The organism is Micromonospora sp. NBC_00362, assembly GCF_026342155.1.
Classification (GTDB): Bacteria; Actinomycetota; Actinomycetes; order Mycobacteriales; family Micromonosporaceae; genus Micromonospora; species Micromonospora hortensis.
The window spans coordinates 4,449,403-4,463,847 of sequence record NZ_JAPENH010000001.1; the positions used below are offsets into that span (position 1 = coordinate 4,449,403).

Annotated in this window: 12 protein-coding genes; 8 read left to right on the forward strand and 4 right to left on the reverse strand. The window is 72.4% G+C overall.

Features of this window, described 5'->3' with window-relative positions; genetic code table 11:
* Positions 1 to 268: 268 nt before the first annotated feature.
* From pdhA to OG992_RS20485, 6 genes are all read left to right on the forward strand, one after another.
* Positions 269 to 1,444: a pyruvate dehydrogenase (acetyl-transferring) E1 component subunit alpha gene (gene pdhA / locus OG992_RS20460; RefSeq protein ID WP_238685243.1), complete on the forward strand. Its 1,176-nt coding sequence runs from the start codon at positions 269 to 271 to the stop codon at positions 1,442 to 1,444.
* The gene (locus OG992_RS20465) at positions 1,444 to 2,433 is read left to right on the forward strand and encodes an alpha-ketoacid dehydrogenase subunit beta (RefSeq protein ID WP_238685242.1); all 990 of its coding nucleotides are present in this window, start codon (positions 1,444 to 1,446) and stop codon (positions 2,431 to 2,433) included. The genes pdhA and OG992_RS20465 overlap by 1 nt, the downstream gene beginning before the upstream one ends.
* Positions 2,430 to 3,884: a dihydrolipoamide acetyltransferase family protein gene (locus OG992_RS20470; RefSeq protein WP_266304058.1), complete on the forward strand. Its 1,455-nt coding sequence runs from the start codon at positions 2,430 to 2,432 to the stop codon at positions 3,882 to 3,884. The genes OG992_RS20465 and OG992_RS20470 overlap by 4 nt, the downstream gene beginning before the upstream one ends.
* Before the next feature lie 218 nt (positions 3,885 to 4,102).
* Positions 4,103 to 4,240 (forward strand): hypothetical protein, encoded by a 138-nt coding sequence (locus OG992_RS20475; RefSeq protein ID WP_165435866.1) that lies wholly within the window; start codon positions 4,103 to 4,105, stop codon positions 4,238 to 4,240.
* 343 nt (positions 4,241 to 4,583) lie between these two features.
* On the forward strand, positions 4,584 to 7,289 hold the full coding sequence (locus OG992_RS20480; protein WP_266304059.1) for a hypothetical protein: 2,706 nt from the start codon (positions 4,584 to 4,586) through the stop codon (positions 7,287 to 7,289).
* A gap of 655 nt (positions 7,290 to 7,944) precedes the next feature.
* A complete protein-coding gene (locus OG992_RS20485; protein ID WP_266304060.1) occupies positions 7,945 to 9,783 on the forward strand; it encodes an NHL domain-containing thioredoxin family protein in 1,839 nt (612 codons plus the stop codon).
* 33 nt (positions 9,784 to 9,816) lie between these two features.
* Here OG992_RS20485 and OG992_RS20490 read toward each other — a convergent pair whose 3' ends face one another.
* Genes OG992_RS20490 through OG992_RS20500 form a run of 3 tightly spaced genes read right to left on the reverse strand, consistent with a single transcriptional unit; the run spans position 9,817 to position 12,249 of the window.
* The gene (locus OG992_RS20490; RefSeq protein ID WP_238685227.1) at positions 9,817 to 10,566 is read right to left on the reverse strand and encodes a LamB/YcsF family protein; all 750 of its coding nucleotides are present in this window, start codon (positions 10,564 to 10,566) and stop codon (positions 9,817 to 9,819) included.
* Positions 10,550 to 11,413 carry a biotin-dependent carboxyltransferase family protein gene (locus OG992_RS20495; RefSeq protein WP_266304061.1) on the reverse strand — a complete coding sequence of 288 codons (864 nt, stop codon included), beginning with the start codon at positions 11,411 to 11,413 and terminating at the stop codon, positions 10,550 to 10,552. Before OG992_RS20495 ends, OG992_RS20490 begins: the two co-directional genes overlap by 17 nt.
* The gene (locus OG992_RS20500) at positions 11,410 to 12,249 is read right to left on the reverse strand and encodes an allophanate hydrolase subunit 1 (protein WP_266304062.1); all 840 of its coding nucleotides are present in this window, start codon (positions 12,247 to 12,249) and stop codon (positions 11,410 to 11,412) included. Before OG992_RS20500 ends, OG992_RS20495 begins: the two co-directional genes overlap by 4 nt.
* A 107-nt stretch (positions 12,250 to 12,356) precedes the next feature.
* Here OG992_RS20500 and OG992_RS20505 point away from each other — a divergent pair, with 107 nt between their 5' ends.
* Positions 12,357 to 13,034, forward strand: a complete 678-nt coding sequence (locus OG992_RS20505) for a hemolysin III family protein (protein ID WP_112601190.1) — start codon at positions 12,357 to 12,359, stop codon at positions 13,032 to 13,034.
* 476 nt (positions 13,035 to 13,510) lie between these two features.
* On the opposite strand, the gene OG992_RS20510 is transcribed toward OG992_RS20505, so the two are convergent.
* On the reverse strand, positions 13,511 to 13,798 hold the full coding sequence (locus OG992_RS20510) for a DUF6458 family protein (RefSeq protein ID WP_238685224.1): 288 nt from the start codon (positions 13,796 to 13,798) through the stop codon (positions 13,511 to 13,513).
* A 103-nt stretch (positions 13,799 to 13,901) separates the two neighbouring features.
* On the opposite strand from OG992_RS20510, the gene OG992_RS20515 reads away from it, so the two are divergent.
* Positions 13,902 to 14,441 carry a histidine phosphatase family protein gene (locus tag OG992_RS20515; protein WP_266304063.1) on the forward strand — a complete coding sequence of 180 codons (540 nt, stop codon included), beginning with the start codon at positions 13,902 to 13,904 and terminating at the stop codon, positions 14,439 to 14,441.
* Positions 14,442 to 14,445 lie beyond the last annotated feature (4 nt).

A 14,445-nucleotide genomic window follows, 5' to 3' on the forward strand; every position in this document is an offset into this window, starting at 1 on the left:
GGCGTACTGTGGGCGCGCTCACCTGCTCTGCGAATATGGAGCACGACGGCAACGCAGCCGTGACCTCCGCGCACCCTCGCGGCAGGCGCGGTTGAGCGCCGGCGCTCCCGATCCGGGTTCGGCCAGAACCCGGATCACGCCGTGCGGCAACCCCCACCGGGGCTAGGCGCGGCCGCCAGGAACCGGTCCGGCAGCAGCCGGGCAGGCGCACGAGTTGCGCGGCCGGGTGACCCCCCGGTGCCGACGCAGACACGACAGGGAGAGACCGATGGCAAAGGGCGACCCCGGGGGCACCACCCGCAGCAAGCGGGCTGCACCCCGCTCCAGGAAGGGCGCGACCGGCGACCCCGCGCTGGTGCAGCTACTCACCCCCGAAGGCGAGCGGATTGACAGCGCCACCGGGCCGGACGGCACCGAGTACCGCGTCGACTTCACCGACGAGGAATACCGCGGTCTCTACCGGGATCTGGTGCTGGTCCGGAAGCTGGACGCCGAGGCGACCGCTCTTCAGCGCCAGGGCGAGCTGGGCCTGTGGGCCAGCCTGCTCGGCCAGGAAGCCGCGCAGGTCGGCTCCGGGCGGGCGCTGCGCACCCAGGACATGGCCTTCCCGACCTACCGGGAGCACGGCGTCCTCTACTGCCGGGGCATCGACCCGATCATGCCGCTCGGCCTGTTCCGTGGCGTCGACCAGGGCGGCTGGGACCCGAACGAGTTCAAGTTCAACATGTACACGATCGTCATCGGCGCGCAGACCCTGCACGCGACCGGCTACGCGATGGGGATCACCATCGATGGCAAGACCGGCACCGACGACGGCGAGGCGGCGATCGCCTACTTCGGCGACGGCGCCACCAGCCAGGGCGACGTGAACGAGGCGTTCGTCTGGGCCAGCGTGTTCAACGCGCCGCTGGTCTTCTTCTGCCAGAACAACCAGTACGCGATCTCCGAGCCGCTGGAGCGGCAGACCCGTGTCCCGCTCTACCAGCGGGCCGCCGGCTTCGGCTTCCCCGGCGTACGGGTGGACGGCAACGACGTGCTCGCCACGTACGCGGTCACCCGCACCGCGCTGGACAACGCCCGCCTCGGGCAGGGCCCGAGCCTGATCGAGGCGTACACCTACCGGATGGGCGCGCACACCACCTCCGACGACCCGACCCGCTACCGCATCGCCAGCGAGGTCGAGGCGTGGCAAGCCAAGGACCCGATCGCCCGGGTCAAGGCCTTCCTCGAGAAGCAGCAGATCGCCGACGCGGGCTTCTTCGCCGAGGTCGACGAGCAGGCCCGCCGCGAGTCGGTGCACCTGCGCGAGCGGGTCCTGGAGATGCCGGACCCGGAGCCGGTGACGATGTTCGACCACGTCTACCCCAACGGGTCGCCGCTGCTCGACGAGCAGCGCGCGAAGTTCAGCCGCTACATGGAGTCGTTCGAGGGGAGCGCCCACTGATGGCCACGGAGACGCTCACCATCGGCAAGGCCCTCAACACCGGTCTGCGCCGCGCCCTGGAGAACGACCCCAAGGTCATCATCATGGGCGAGGACGTCGGCAAGCTCGGCGGCGTCTTCCGGATCACCGACGGTCTTCAGAAGGACTTCGGCGACCAGCGGGTGATCGACACCCCGTTGGCCGAGTCCGGCATCATCGGCACCGCTGTCGGTCTGGCCATCCGCGGCTACCGGCCGGTCTGCGAGATCCAGTTCGACGGCTTCGTCTACCCCGCGTACGACCAGATCGTGTCGCAGGTGGCGAAGATGCACTACCGCTCGGGCGGCAGGCTCAGCATCCCCATGGTGATCCGGATCCCGTTCGGCGGCGGCATCGGCGCTGTCGAGCACCACTCCGAGTCGCCGGAGGCATACTTCGCGCACACCGCCGGCCTGAAGGTGGTGACCTGCTCCAACCCGCAGGACGCGTACGTGATGATCCAGCAGGCCATCGCCTCGGACGACCCGATCGTCTTCCTGGAGCCCAAGCGGCGCTACTGGGAGAAGGGCCAGGTCGACCTGGACGCGCCGCTGTCCGCCGCGTACCCCCTGCACTCGGCGCGGGTCGTGCGGCCCGGCACCGACGTCACCGTGCTGGCCTACGGCCCGATGGTGCGGACCTGCCTGGAGGCGGCGACCGCCGCCGCCGAGGACGGCCGGGAGTTGGAGGTCATCGACCTGCGCTCGCTCTCGCCGCTGGACCTGACCGCGGCGTACGAGTCGGTGAAGCGCACTGGCCGTGCGGTGGTGGTGCACGAGGCGCCGTCCAACATCGGCCTCGGCGCCGAGTTGGCCGCCCGGATCACCGAGGAGTGCTTCTACTCCCTGGAGTCGCCAGTACTACGGGTGACCGGCTTCGACACCCCCTACCCGGCCGCCCGGGTGGAGGAGGAGTACCTGCCCGACCTCGACCGGGTGCTCGACGCCGTCGACCGCACCTTCGGCTGGTGAGCGACATGTCCCGGATCAAGACGTTCAACCTGCCTGACCTGGGCGAGGGGCTGACCGAGGGCGAGATCCTGGCCTGGCTGGTCAAGGTAGGCGACACCATCGAGCTGAACCAGCCGATCGTCGAGGTGGAGACGGCGAAGGCGGCCGTGGAGATCCCGGCGAAGTGGGCCGGTCAGGTCCAGGCGATCCACCACCCGGAGGGCACCACTGTCGAGGTCGGTACGCCGATCATCGCGATCGACACCGACCCGGGTGCCGGGCCGCTGGACGCGCCGTCGACCACTGCCACGCCCAGCGCTGACCTGCCCACCCCGTCGGCGGCCTCGCTGGCGGCGGTCGAGGTGGCACCGGCCGAGGGCATGGTCGAGCCCGGCCTCATCGGTGGTGCGGCCCCGGGTGGGCGGACGGCGGTGCTGGTCGGCTACGGCCCGCGTACCACCGCCGCGAAGCGCCGCCCCCGCAAGGGCGCGGTCCCGGCGCAGGCCGTGGCGGCTCCCGCACCGGCGGCGCCGACTCCGCCACCGGTGGTCGCGCCGGCCCAGAACGGGCGGGCCGCGACGGCGACCGGCGGGGTGCTGGCCAAGCCGCCGGTGCGCAAGCTCGCGAAGGATCTCGGGGTCGACCTCGGCACGTTGACCGGATCGGGGCCGCTCGGCTCGATCACCCGGGAGGACGTCCAGCAGGCGGCGAGCGGCGCGAGTGTGGTGGTTGCCGAGCCGATCGCGGCGACGACCGCGCCCAGCTTCGGCGCGGACCGGGAGCAGCGCATCCCGGTCAAGGGCGTCCGCAAGCTGACCGCCGAGAACATGTCCCGCTCGGCGTTCACCGCCCCGCACGTGACGGAGTTCCTGACCGTCGACGTGACCCGGGCGATGAAGGCCCTGGACCGGCTGCGCGGCCGACGGGAGTGGCGCGACGTACGGGTCTCGCCGCTGCTGCTGGTGGCGAAGGCGGTGCTGCTGGCGGTGCAACGGCACCCGATGGTCAACTCGACCTGGGCGGGCGACGAGATCGTGGTCAAGGAGTACGTCAACCTCGGCATCGCGGCGGCCACCGAACGCGGCCTGATCGTGCCCAATGTCAAGGACGCCGGCCGACTCTCGCTGCGGGAGTTGGCGGACGCGCTGACCGACCTGGTGCAGACGGCGAAGTCCGGCCGCACCTCGCCGGCGGCCATGTCCGGCGGCACGCTGACCATCACCAACGTCGGCGTGTTCGGGGTGGACACCGGCACACCGATCCTGCCGCCGGGTGAGTCCGCGATCCTGGCCTTCGGCGCGGTGCGGGAGATGCCCTGGGTGCACAAGGGCAAGGTCAAGGTTCGCCAGGTCACCACGCTGGGGCTGAGCTTCGACCACCGGATCGTCGACGGTGAGCTGGGCTCGAAGTTCCTGCGGGACATCGGCGACTTCCTCACGGATCCGGAGGCGGCCCTGCTCGCCTGGACCTGATCGCTTCGAACGCCAGCCACGGCCGGTGTGCCACGGGTTAACGCCCGGCACACCGGCCGTGTCCGTTGGGCAACGGAACCGTCGGCCAGATGGCCTGTTGACCTTTGATTGTTAGGCAGGTGTCTCAGCTCACCTAATAATCGATGGAAGTTCGCCGGCTTCTGCTGTTGAATAGAGGCATCAGGGGCTGACAACCGAATAGCTAGGGGGACCCACCAATGAGCATGATCGAGCGAATCCGCAACCACCGCGACGCGACCCGCCGCGCCCGTGCCATCGAGCACGCGCTGCGCTCGGCGAACTCGCCGGCGGTTCGCGAGGAGATCCTCGTCATCGCCCAGCGTCACATGAGCTGACGCTCCACGACATTCCTCACCTCCTCCAGATCGATGGCCCACCCGGCCCACCGGGTGGGCCATCGGCGTTTCCGAACCACCACCACCGGGATTCCGCCCTGCCGCAGCGCCCGGTACGGTGGGCTTCGGTCGCCGCCCGCCGACCCGGCAGAGGCCGAGCCGACAGAAACTGCTCGACATCAACCGGCGACGGTGAGTGACGACCAGTGCTCCTTGGACGTGTCGTGCCACCACCCGATACCGTGCGGGGAGCCGGCACAGCGGTACGCCGGTGACGCCGGCAGCCACGCCGAGGAGACCGATCGGCACCGGCGAGCCGACATGTGATGGAGGAGGCGCACCCATGACGTCCGAGGGCCCGCACCGACCCGGCCAAGAGCCGGACGAGGTGTCGCCGGGCGCCGGCGGACCGGCGCCGTACGGCGACCGCCCGGCGCAGCCGGACAACGGCCAGAACGCCGCCGGCCCCGACCTGGGCTGGGCACCCCCGCCCCCGACACGGCCCCACCCGTCGGTGCCGGCATGGGCGGCCCAGCCCGAGCAGCCGGCGGCCCCCGCCTGGGGTGCCGCAGCCGCTCCGCAACCCAACGACCCGGCGCAGCCCGCCTGGGCCGCCGGTGGTGGCGCGAGCGAGCCGCCGCAGCAGCAGCCCGGCACGTGGCCCGGCAACGACGGTGCGCCAGCGCCGGCACAGCCCGACCCCTGGGCCGCGCAACAGCAGGGCTGGACGCCGGCCGAGCAGAGCGCTCCCGCACCGACCTGGACCCCGAACGCCCCCGCTGAGCAGCCGGACTGGACTCAGGCCCAGCCTGCCGCACGGGGCGCCGCGCAGGTTCCCCCGGCCACCGCGGCCTGGCCCGCCCAGGAGGACCCGGCCAGCGGCTGGGGCGGCGCGGCGCAGGCCAACCCGCCCGCAGCAGACTGGCGAGCGGCCGAGTCTCCGCAATCCGAGGCACCGCAGGCCGCCGGCTGGTCCGGCGGCGCCCAGCAGGACCAGGCCACTGGCAACGGCGGCTGGCCCGCCGCCGGTGCCGCCCGCGACGACCAGCCGGTGTGGACGCCGGCGGAGCAGTCGCCACCGACCTGGGGCCAGCCCGCCGAAGCGACCGAGCAGCCCGCCCCCGGCTGGGGTCAGGCCGCCCAGCCGAGCCCGGCCCGTGGCGCCGCCCAGGTCCCGGCTCCGACAACGAACTGGCCCGCGCAGGACGATCCGGCCAACTCCGGCGGGTGGGCCGCGCAGCAGCAGCAGCAGGCGCAGCCCGCCGGGTGGAACGACGGCAGCGACGCACGGCAGGACCAGTCCGCGCAGCCGGCCGCCTGGGGCGAGGCCGAAGGCCGTCCGCAGCAGCCCGACTGGGTGCTCTCCCAACCGGAGCAGCCGACCGAGCGGCCGGAGCAGGCGGCGTGGACCCCGGCGGAGCCGACCAACCTCCCCGCCCGTGCCAGCGCCAGCGTGCCCACCAGCGGCGGCGCGCCCAACTGGGCCACCGGCCCGGACAACGCCGCCCAGGGCAACTCCGGCGGCGTGTCGGAGGTCGAGCCGTGGGCACCCGGTGAGGTGTGGGGTCGCGCGGAGGCCGAGGCTTCCGCCCAGTCCCGTGGAGGCTGGGAGGCGGACCGGGGCGACGAGGCACCGGCCTATCAGCCTGGGCCCGCGCCGGGCATCTCGCCGGCGAACGCGGTGCCGCTGCCCCCGCAGGAGCAGCGCGTCCCGGGTGCCAGCCTGGCTGCCGCCCCGCCGGCCGACTACGCGCCCCAGGCCCAGTTCGCTCCGATCCCCGAGCAGCCCGCCTACGCCGAGCGGGAGACCCCGGACGCCGCCGCGCAGTACGGTGGCCGCACCGAGGACGCCTCTGCGAGCGGCGCCGTGGTGCCCGCCCCACGTACCTCTCCGGAGTCCGGAGCGGGCCGCGCGGTCGTACCGGTGTCGGACGCCGAATCGGCAGCCGGGGCAGCCGCCCGCGCCACGGCGAGCGCTTCGGTGCCGCTGGCCAGCCGGGTGATGCCCCCGACCGACCAGGCCATCCGACCGACCGGCACGGCCAACCCGCAACCCCGGGTGTACGGCCGTCCGGCGCGACCGGAGCCGGAGGCCGAGCCGGAGCCGGAGGCGTTCCAGGGCGACTCGGGCGCCGACCGCCAGGGTGCTCCGGAGTGGCAGAACGACGCGCCACGGCAGGCCACGCCCGACTGGCAGCACGAGGGGCAGCGACAGATCGCTCCCGACTGGCAGAACGACGCGCAGCGGCAGCAGTCCCCACCCGACTGGCAGAACGACGCGCAGCGGCAGGCTGGGCCCGGCTGGGGCGGCGAGTCCCCAGCCGATCCGCGCTTCGACGACCGGCAGGCCGCAGCGAACTCATTCAACGAGGCCCCGCCGGCACCGCCGGCGTTCCCGCCCGGTGTGCCGTCCTTCGTCGACGCCCCGGGCAACAACAGGCCGGTGAACGGCACCCGCCCGCACTCCGGTGCCGAGCCGCCGGCGGACCAGTTCGGCGGCCCCGGGTCGCCTGCCGCCGGTGCTGCCACTGTGAACGGGGCGGCGACCTTCGGTGCGCCGAACTTCGGTGGGCCGGCGACCGAACCGGCGCCGGGCGGCGGCTTCCCGTCGTTCCCGCCACCGCCGCAGCCCGCGCCGTCCTGGGGCCAGGAGACCGGCCAGGCGGACCAGGGTCGGTTCGACTCGTTCAAGCCGGACGCCGACGAGCCGAAGGTGGAGCCACCGACGCCGAAGGTGCGCAACGGCCGGGTGCTGGCCGCGGTGCTGATCGCCGCGATGCTCATCCTGGCGGTGCCGCTCGGCCTGCTGCTGCTGCTCGGCAAGGTCGGCGGGGACGACACGCCGTCCTTCGACCCGGCGGTCGGCACCTGCGTGAAGCAGTCCGGGCAGGGCGGCGCCTCGGCGGCGGACTGCGGCGAGGCGGGCGCGTTCACGATCGTCTCGAAGGTGGACGCCAAGGAGAAGTGCACCGACACGACGCAGCCCCACGTGGTGCTGCCGGGTGAGGGCACCAACCGGGTGCTCTGCCTGAAGCCGGCCACGAAGTAGCTCCACCGACGGCGGGGTCACGGGCAACCGTGGCTCCGCCGTCGTCGTACCCGGAGCCTCTTGCTTCAGGCACAATCCGGTCGTGCAACGCGAGTTGGCGGCGGCGCTGGAGCCGATCTTGTCCGATCTTGGGAAGCCTGACGGGGTGCAGCCCGATCTCCGCGATGAACCGTGGCGAGACGACCCACAGACCGCCAGCGCCTTCCTCTACGCTTCCGACGGTTCCGGCCGAGGGATCTCGATCGACCTCGGACTACCCACAGTGACGCAGATCGTTACACTCGCCGACCAGGTTCAGGACTGGGCGGTGGAGGCACTGTGGTCACTGGGTCGTGCCACCAACTGGCCGCCCTGTCCCCAGCATCCCGAGAGCCACCCCCTGACAGCGGTGGTACGCGCCGACCGAGCGGTCTGGGCCTGTCCCACTCTTGGGACCGAGATCAGCGAGATCGGGAAGCTCGGCCACTGAGCAAGCTATTCGCAGCTCGGCCCGTCGATCTTGCAGCTTCGGTCGTTCTTTTGCACCAAATGCACCCTAGGTCGGGACAGAAAGTGCAAGATCGCGCAGGTCGCCGCAGCGAAGGCGGCGCAGGCTAGGACGCTTGTCGTACGGGTCACGGCGGCTGGGCCCACGGGGCGTGGCAGGCTGACAGGCATGGGAACGACAGCGCGTGTACGCGCCCCCGAACTGCGCGGTCGGGGCTGGCTGAACACCGGTGGGCGCGAACTGAAGCTCGCCGACCTCCGCGGCAAGATCGTCATTGCCGATTTTTGGACGTTCTGCTGTATCAACTGCCTGCACGTGCTCGACGAGCTGCGCCCGCTGGAGGAGAAGTACGGCGACGTGCTCGTCGTGATCGGCGTGCACTCGCCGAAGTTCGAGCACGAGAAGGACGCCGACGCCCTCGCCGCCGCGGTGGAGCGGTACGGGGTGCACCACCCCGTACTCGACGATCCTGAGCTGGACATGTGGCAGCAGTACGCCGCCCGGGCCTGGCCGACCCTGTCGGTGATCGACCCCGAGGGTTACGTGGTGGCCACCATGGCCGGCGAGGGGCACGCCGAGGGGCTGGCCCGACTGATCGACGAGTTGGTCGCCACCCACGAGGCGAAGGGCACCCTGCACCGGGGGAACGGCCCATACGTCCCGCCGCCGGCACCGGAGACCGCGCTGCGCTTCCCGGGTAAGGCGGTGCTGCTGCCCAACGACAACCTGCTGGTCTCGGACTCGGCCCGGCACTCCCTGGTCGAGATCGACCCGGACGGCGAGACGCCGGTGCGTCGGATCGGCTCGGGCGAGCGCGGCCGGGCGGACGGGCCGGCCACCGCGGCGACGTTCTCCGAGCCGCAGGGGGTGTGCCTGCTGCCCACGCACGTCGCCGAGGTGGCCGGCTACGACCTGGTGGTGGCCGACACTGTCAACCACCTGCTGCGCGGCGTACGGCTGGAGTCCGGCGAGGTGGTCACCGTGGCCGGCAGTGGGCGGCAGTGGCGCGCCGAGGTCGACGACCACGCCCACGACGCGTTCGCCGTCGACCTCTCGTCGCCGTGGGACCTGGCCTGGTACGACGACAAGCTGATCATCGCGATGGCCGGCATCCACCAGCTCTGGTGGTTCGACCCGATCAAGCGGACCGCCGGCATGTACGCCGGCACCACTGTCGAGGCGTTGCGCGACGGCCCGCTGGCCGAGGCGTGGATGGCCCAACCGTCGGGGCTCTCCGTCTCCGCGGACGGCACCCGGCTCTGGGTGGCCGACAGCGAGTCCAGCGCCGTCCGGTACGTCGAGAACGGTGTGCTGGGCACCGCCGTCGGGCAGGGCCTGTTCGACTTCGGGCACGTGGACGGCCCGGCGGAGTCGGCGCTGCTCCAGCACCCGCTGGGCGTGTGCGCGCTGCCGGACGGCTCGGTGCTGATCGCGGACACGTACAACGGCGCGGTGCGTCGCTTCGACCCGGCCAGCAACCAGGTCTCCACAGTCGCCGACGGGTTGGCGGAGCCGAGCGACCTGGTGCTCACCCCGTCCGGTGAGGTGCTGGTGGTGGAGTCCGCCGCGCACCGGTTGACCCGGCTCGCCCCCGGTGCCCTGTCGGCGGCGGGTGCCAGCACTGTGGACGGGCCCCGGCGCCGCACGGAGCGCAAGCCGACCGACGTCGCCGCCGGCGAGGTCACCCTGGACATCGTCTTCACCCCGGCGCCGGGGCAGAAGCTGGACGAGACGTACGGGCCGTCGACCCGGCTGGTGGTCTCCGCGTCCCCGCCGGAACTGCTGGTGGACGGTGCCGGCACTGGCACCGAACTCTCCCGCCGGTTGGTGCTCAACGGCGAGGTCACCGCAGGGGTGCTTCAGGTGACCGCGCAGGCGGCGACCTGTGACGCGGACGTCGAGCACGCGGCGTGCCACCTGACCCGGCAGGACTGGGGCGTACCGGTCCGGGTGGTCGACGGCGCGGTGACCCGGCTGCCGCTGGTGCTTCGCGGCCTGGACGCCTGACGCGATCGGAGGGGCCCAGTTGGGCCCCTCCGATCAGGCGAACGGGGCCAGCGTGATGTCGGCGTCGATCAGGGTGGCGCGGACGAGTTCGGCGGCGGAAACCGCGCCCGGGGTGTCACCGTGCACGCAGATCGAGTCGACCGAGCACGGGATGACTGTGCCGTCGACCGCCACCACGCTGCGTTCGGTGGCCATCCGCGCCGCCCGTTCGGCGATCTGCTCGGGATCGGTGATCACCGCGCCGGGGGTGCCGCGCGGCACCAGCGCCCCGTTGGGCAGGTAGGCGCGGTCGGCGAACGCCTCGGCAACCACCGGCAGGCCCGCGCCCACGGCGAGTTGGGCGAGCGTCGAGCCGGGAAGGCAGAGTACTGGCAGCTCGGGGTCGTAGCCGCTGACGGCGGCGACCACCGCTGCCGCCTGGGACTCGTCGGTGCTGGCCGCGTGATAGAGCGCCCCGTGCGGCTTGAGGTAGCGGACCCGGGTGCGGAACAACCGGCAGAACGCGTCCAGCGCCCCCAACTGGTAGGTCACCTCGTCGCGTAGCTCGGCGAAGTCGTACGCGATGTGCCGCCTGCCGAAGCCGGCCAGATCCCGGTAGCCGACCTGCGCGCCCACCGCGACCCCGCGCCGCGCGGCGCCCTCGCAGACCCGCCGCATGGTGGACGGGTCGCCGCCGTGGAAGCCGCAGGCGACGTTTGCGGAGGTGACGAGGCTCAGCAGCGCCTCGTCGTCGCCGAGTCGCCAGATGCCGAATCCCTCGCCCAGGTCAGCGTTGAGGTCCATGGAATCTGACGGTAGTACCTGGCCGGGCCTGCGCGAGCGGGGTCACGTCGGTGACCACCCCGATGACTGGGTATCCACCGGTGGTCGGGTGGTCCGCGAGGAAGATCAGGGGTTGTCCGTCCGCCGGCACCTGCACCGCGCCGAGCACGATGCCCTCGCTGGGGAGTTCGCCAGCCACCGCGCGGGGCAGCGCCGCGCCGGCGAGCCGCGCGCCGACCCGGTTGCTCACCGGGCTGATGGTGTACGCGCTGCCGAAGAGCCTGTCGAACGCGGTCGGCGTGAACCAGTCCTCGCGAGGACCGGGGACCAACGTCAGGTGCAGCTCCTCAGGCGGCGTGGGGCACACGGTCAGGTCCACCGGTGCGGGGGCGCCGACCGGGTCACCGAGCGGCAGCAGGTCACCGTCCCGTAGCCGGGGCGGTCCCAGCCCGGAGAGGGTGTCGGTGGCCCGGCTACCGAGCACTGGCGACACGTCGATGCCGCCCGCCACCGCCAGCCAAGTCCGTACACCCCGCAGGGCGGGACCGATCCGCAGCACCGTCCCCGCCGGCACTGTGAGCGGGCGTCCGGTGTCACCGGGTCGGACACCCGCCTGGACGGCGACCTCGGCGCCGGTCACAGCCACCGTCGCCGCCCGGGTCAGCCGCACTGTGCAACCGGTCAGGGTGATCTCCAGGCCGGCCGCCTGCTCCGGATTGCCTACCAGTCGGTTGGCCAACCGCAGGGCACCCGGGTCGAGGGCACCGGACCGCGGTACGCCCAGGTGCGCCCAACCCGGCCGGCCCAGGTCCTGCACTGTGGTGAGCGCACCGGCGCGGAGCACCTCGATGGCGGCCGGGTGGGTCACGCCGCCACCATCCGGACCGTTGTGCCCGGACCGAGTCGGGCCGGCGGGTCGGCGGCCACGTCGAACAGCACCAGGTCGGTCCGACCGACCAGCAGCCAGCCGCCCGGGGAAGCGCCCGGGTAGATGCCGGCGTACGGGCCGGCCAACGCGACCGAGCCGGCCGGCACCCGGGGACGGGGCGTGGCCAGCCGGGGCAGCGCCAACTCGGTGGGCAGCCCGGTCAGGTAGGGGAATCCGGGGGCGAATCCGCAGAAGGCCACCCGGAACCGGGTGCTGGCCAACCGGTGCCGCACTGCCGGCACGTCCACGCCCCAGTGCTCCGCCACCGCTGGCAGGTCCGGCCCGTCGAAGATGACCGGTACGTCCACGTCCGCCGCGCCGTCGGCTCCGTCTCCGGTCGTGGCGCTGTGGGCGTGGGCGTCGGCGTCGGCTCTGGCGTGGGCGTCGGCTTTGGCGTGGGCTTCGGCTTTGGCGTGGGCTTTGCCGTGGGCGTCGGCGTCGGCGTCGGTGTTGCCGTCGGTGTTGCCGTCGGTGTTGCCGTCGGCGTCGGCGTCGGCCTGATTGGGGCGAATGGTCGCGGTGGTGACGGCGGGCGCCCATCGGATCAGCTGCTCGGCCGTGGTGGTCGGGTCGGGCAGGCCGTCGAGCAGGACTGTCCGGGCCGCCGGCACGATCTCCACGGCGATCAGGTCGCCCCGCTCCCGACGCCGCCACAGCTCGGCCCGCCACGCTTCGACAAACACGGCTTCCGGGATGTCGGCCGCGGCTTCGGGGGTGTCGGCGGGGGTGGTGCAGTCGAGTAGCAGGGCGTGCGCCCCGACGGGCCGGATCCGCATTCGCTCATCCTCGCCGATGTCGAGTCGATCCGGTGTTCACGTTGACGGTGCCAGGTGTCACCAACGCCACTACTTACAAGTAACCTACGGTGCCGTAACCTGACTGGGTGACCACCTCCGCCCCGCTTCGCCTGAAGCCGGTCGACATCGGTAAGCCCCGGATGCGCGGCTGGCTACACACGTACGCCTTCTTCGTCGCCGTGGTCTGCGGCATCGTGCTCTGCTCGATCGCCGCGACCCGGCCGGGGTGGGCACCCCTGGTGAGCTGCCTCATCTACAGCCTGACGGTCTGCGGGCTCTTCGGCACGAGCGCGCTGTACCACCGTCGTGTGTGGTCAGAGCGCGGCTACCAGGTGATGCGCCGGATGGACCACTCGATGATCTTCGTCTTCATCGCCGGCACGTACACACCGCTCTGCGCGATGCTGCTCGCCCCCCGGCCGGCCACCGTGATGCTGGCCCTGGTCTGGGGCGGCGCGCTGGCCGGCGTGGCGGTCAAGGTGATCTGGCCGCACGCGCCGCGCTGGGTGTCCGCACCGCTCTACCTGGCGCTGGGCTGGGTGGCGGTCGCCATGCTGCCGGAGATCCTGCACGGGGGCGGCGTCGCAGCGCTGGTGCTGCTGATCGTCGGCGGCGCGATCTACAGCGTCGGCGCGGTCTTCTACGCGTTGCGCCGACCCAACCCGTGGCCGACCGTCTTCGGCCATCACGAGTTCTTCCACGCCTGCACGCTGCTGGCGGCGCTCTGTCACCACATCGCGATCTACTTCGCGCTGTTCGCCTGAGCCGAACGGCCACGACGCAGGCGCGACCCGAACGGCCGGTGCACAGGCGGCCAGCGAACGCAGCCCGGCATAAACGCACACTGGCGCGAACGCAGCCCGGCCTCCTGGTCCCGGCAACGCCGTTCGGCGCGAACGCAACGGCGGCGGCCGCCATGATCGTGCTCGATCAAGGATGTAGTGGCCTCCCTGGCACCCGAGAGCCCTATTTCCTGGATCGAGCGCGATCTTCGGCCGATCACCGCTCCCGGGCGGGCCCCGGCATCGGGCCCGCCCTCAAGATCCGCGCAACATCGGGGAAACTGCTGCCTCGCCGCACCCTCAGGCAGCAACTTCCCTGAAAGTGTGCGGATCTTGGCAGGGGTGGCGGGACGCCGGCGGTCCCGGCGCAGACGCGAGCCGAGCGCAGACGCGAACCGGGCGCAGACGCGAGCCGGGGCCCCGCGACGCTGCGGGACCCCGGAGTGTGTGGGCGAGGATCAGACCGGTCGGCCCGGCCGACGCACCTCGCGGTACTCCTGCATGACCTGGTTGTCCTGGACCGGCACGACCCGGTCGGCCACCACGCGCTCCTCGCGAACCGGAGCGGCCACCACCGGGCGGCGGCGGCTGTTCCAGAAGTAGAGGGTGGTGAGCAGGCCGGCGACGCCGGCGAGCATCAGCACCCAGCCGACCACGGCCAGGTCCAGCCAGCCCAGGTCGGCCTCCACTGCGAATGCGAAGATCGCGCCTAATGCGATCAAGAAGATGCTGCCACCAATGCCCATGTCTCGCTCCTCGGCTCTAACGTCGCGCCGCGGCCGTCGGTAGGGGTGCGGCATCCATCGACTTACCCAGGCACGGAGATCGCCAATCGGGCAAGCTGGGGGCATGACGGACGTCGACCCCGACACACGGACTCTGGTGTTGCTGCGGCACGCGAAGGCCGAGCAGGGCAGCGACGCGGCGGACGACGCGGAGCGGCCGCTGAGTGCACGCGGGAACGCCGACGCGGCTGCGGCTGGGGCCTGGTTGGCGCATCAGGGGCTGCTGCCCGACGTGGTGATCTGCTCGACGGCCCGACGCACCCGGCAGACCTGGCATGGGGTGGCGATGGGGATGACCGGTTCACCGCCGGAGGGCGGCCCGACCGGTCCTCGGCCAACCGTCCGCTATGAGCCGGGTGCGTACGATGCGCACCCCGAGGAGTTGTTGTCGCTGGTCCGCACTGTGGACCCGGCGGCCCGTACGGCGCTGATCATTGCCCATAATCCGGGCATCTCGCTGCTTTCGGCGCTCCTGGATCCCGAGGGAGTGGACGACGGGGGTTTGCGCACCGCCGAGCTGGCAGTGCACCGGGTCCCAACCGCTTGGGCGGAAGTGAGTAGGGCGGGAGCGCCGCTCACGGCTCGCCACACCGCGCGCGACTGAGCCA

What these genes read in the sequence shown, in the direction of transcription:
- OG992_RS20465 (WP_238685242.1), top strand. Translation starts at nt 1,444, where the DNA reads ATGGCCACGGAGACGCTCACCATCGGCAAGGCCCTCAACACCGGTCTG.
- OG992_RS20510 (WP_238685224.1), bottom strand. Translation starts at nt 13,798, where the DNA reads ATGGGCATTGGTGGCAGCATCTTCTTGATCGCATTAGGCGCGATCTTC.
- OG992_RS20485 (WP_266304060.1), top strand. Translation starts at nt 7,945, where the DNA reads ATGGGAACGACAGCGCGTGTACGCGCCCCCGAACTGCGCGGTCGGGGC.
- OG992_RS20515 (WP_266304063.1), top strand. Translation starts at nt 13,902, where the DNA reads ATGACGGACGTCGACCCCGACACACGGACTCTGGTGTTGCTGCGGCAC.
- pdhA (WP_238685243.1), top strand. Translation starts at nt 269, where the DNA reads ATGGCAAAGGGCGACCCCGGGGGCACCACCCGCAGCAAGCGGGCTGCA.
- OG992_RS20500 (WP_266304062.1), bottom strand. Translation starts at nt 12,249, where the DNA reads ATGCGGATCCGGCCCGTCGGGGCGCACGCCCTGCTACTCGACTGCACC.
- OG992_RS20475 (WP_165435866.1), top strand. Translation starts at nt 4,103, where the DNA reads ATGAGCATGATCGAGCGAATCCGCAACCACCGCGACGCGACCCGCCGC.
- OG992_RS20480 (WP_266304059.1), top strand. Translation starts at nt 4,584, where the DNA reads ATGACGTCCGAGGGCCCGCACCGACCCGGCCAAGAGCCGGACGAGGTG.
- OG992_RS20490 (WP_238685227.1), bottom strand. Translation starts at nt 10,566, where the DNA reads ATGGACCTCAACGCTGACCTGGGCGAGGGATTCGGCATCTGGCGACTC.